Source organism: Cupriavidus sp. 05L411, from assembly GCF_056398045.1.
In genome coordinates this window covers 1-1,159 of the sequence record NZ_JBFTOQ010000124.1, presented here as the reverse complement: position 1 = coordinate 1,159, position 1,159 = coordinate 1, and the positions used below count along the sequence as shown (strand labels likewise).

General features: G+C 70.3%; 1 protein-coding gene. It reads right to left on the bottom strand.

Going from position 1 to position 1,159, the window contains the following annotated elements; translation table 11 throughout:
* Positions 1 to 1,159 (bottom strand): acetyl-CoA carboxylase biotin carboxylase subunit (locus AC1DQR_RS40205; RefSeq protein WP_477135134.1); only part of this gene is annotated, 1,159 nt, incomplete at both ends.

The following is a 1,159-nucleotide window of genomic DNA, read 5'->3' as shown; positions in this document are numbered from 1 at the left end:
TCGGCCAGCGCCTGCGCCATGCGCGCCAGCGCTTCCTCGCGGTCGCGGCCCCACACGATGAGCTTGGCGATCATGGGGTCGTAGTACGGGCTGATGGTGTCGCCCTCGCGCACGCCGGAGTCGATGCGCACGCCGGCCGGGCCGTTGCCGTCCTGGCCCAGCGCGAAYGTGACCGCYGCCGGTGYGCGCAGGTAGCGCAGCGTGCCGGTGGARGGCAGGAAGCCCTTGTCGGGGTTTTCGGCGTAGACGCGGGCTTCCAGTGCATGGCCGTGGATGCGCAGTTGTTCCTGCTTCAGCGGCAGCGGCTCGCCCGCGGCYACGCGCAGYTGCCAYTCCACCAGGTCTTGCCCGGTGATCATCTCGGTGACCGGGTGCTCCACCTGCAGGCGGGTGTTCATCTCCATGAAGTAGAACGAGCCGTCCTGGTTGGCGATGAACTCCACCGTGCCWGCGCCGACGTAGCCCACGGCCTGCGCGGCGGCCACGGCGGCTTCGCCCATCGCGCGCCKGCGTTCCTCGCTCATGCCRGGGGCCGGCGCTTCTTCCAGCACCTTCTGGTGGCGGCGCTGCACCGAGCAGTCGCGCTCGAACAGGTAGACGCAGTTGCCGTGCGTGTCGGCAAASACCTGGATYTCGATRTGGCGSGGGCGGGTCAGGTATTTCTCGACCAGCACGCGGTCGTCGCCGAAGCTGGCGCTGGCCTCGCGCTGCACGGACGCCAGCGCGGCTTCGAAGCCTTCGCTGGCTTCCACCACGCGCATGCCCTTGCCGCCGCCACCGGCGCTGGCCTTGAGCAGCACGGGGTAGCCRATGCRGTCGGCTTCGCGGCGCAGCAGGGCGGCATCCTGATCCTCGCCGTGGTAGCCGGGCACCAGCGGCACCGCGGCCGCCTCCATCAGGCGCTTGGCCGCGCTCTTGCTGCCCATGGCGCGGATGCTGGATGCCGGCGGGCCGATAAAGACGAGGCCGGCTTCGGCGCAAGCTTCTGCGAAGCCGTCGTTCTCGGAGAGGAAACCGTAGCCGGGATGGATGGCCTGCGCGCCGGTGGCCTTGGCCATCTCGATGATGTGGTCGCCGCGCAGGTAGCTGTCGCGCGCTGCCGCGCCGCCGATATGCACGGCCTCGTCGCACAGTGCCACGTGGCGCGCGTTGGCGTCGG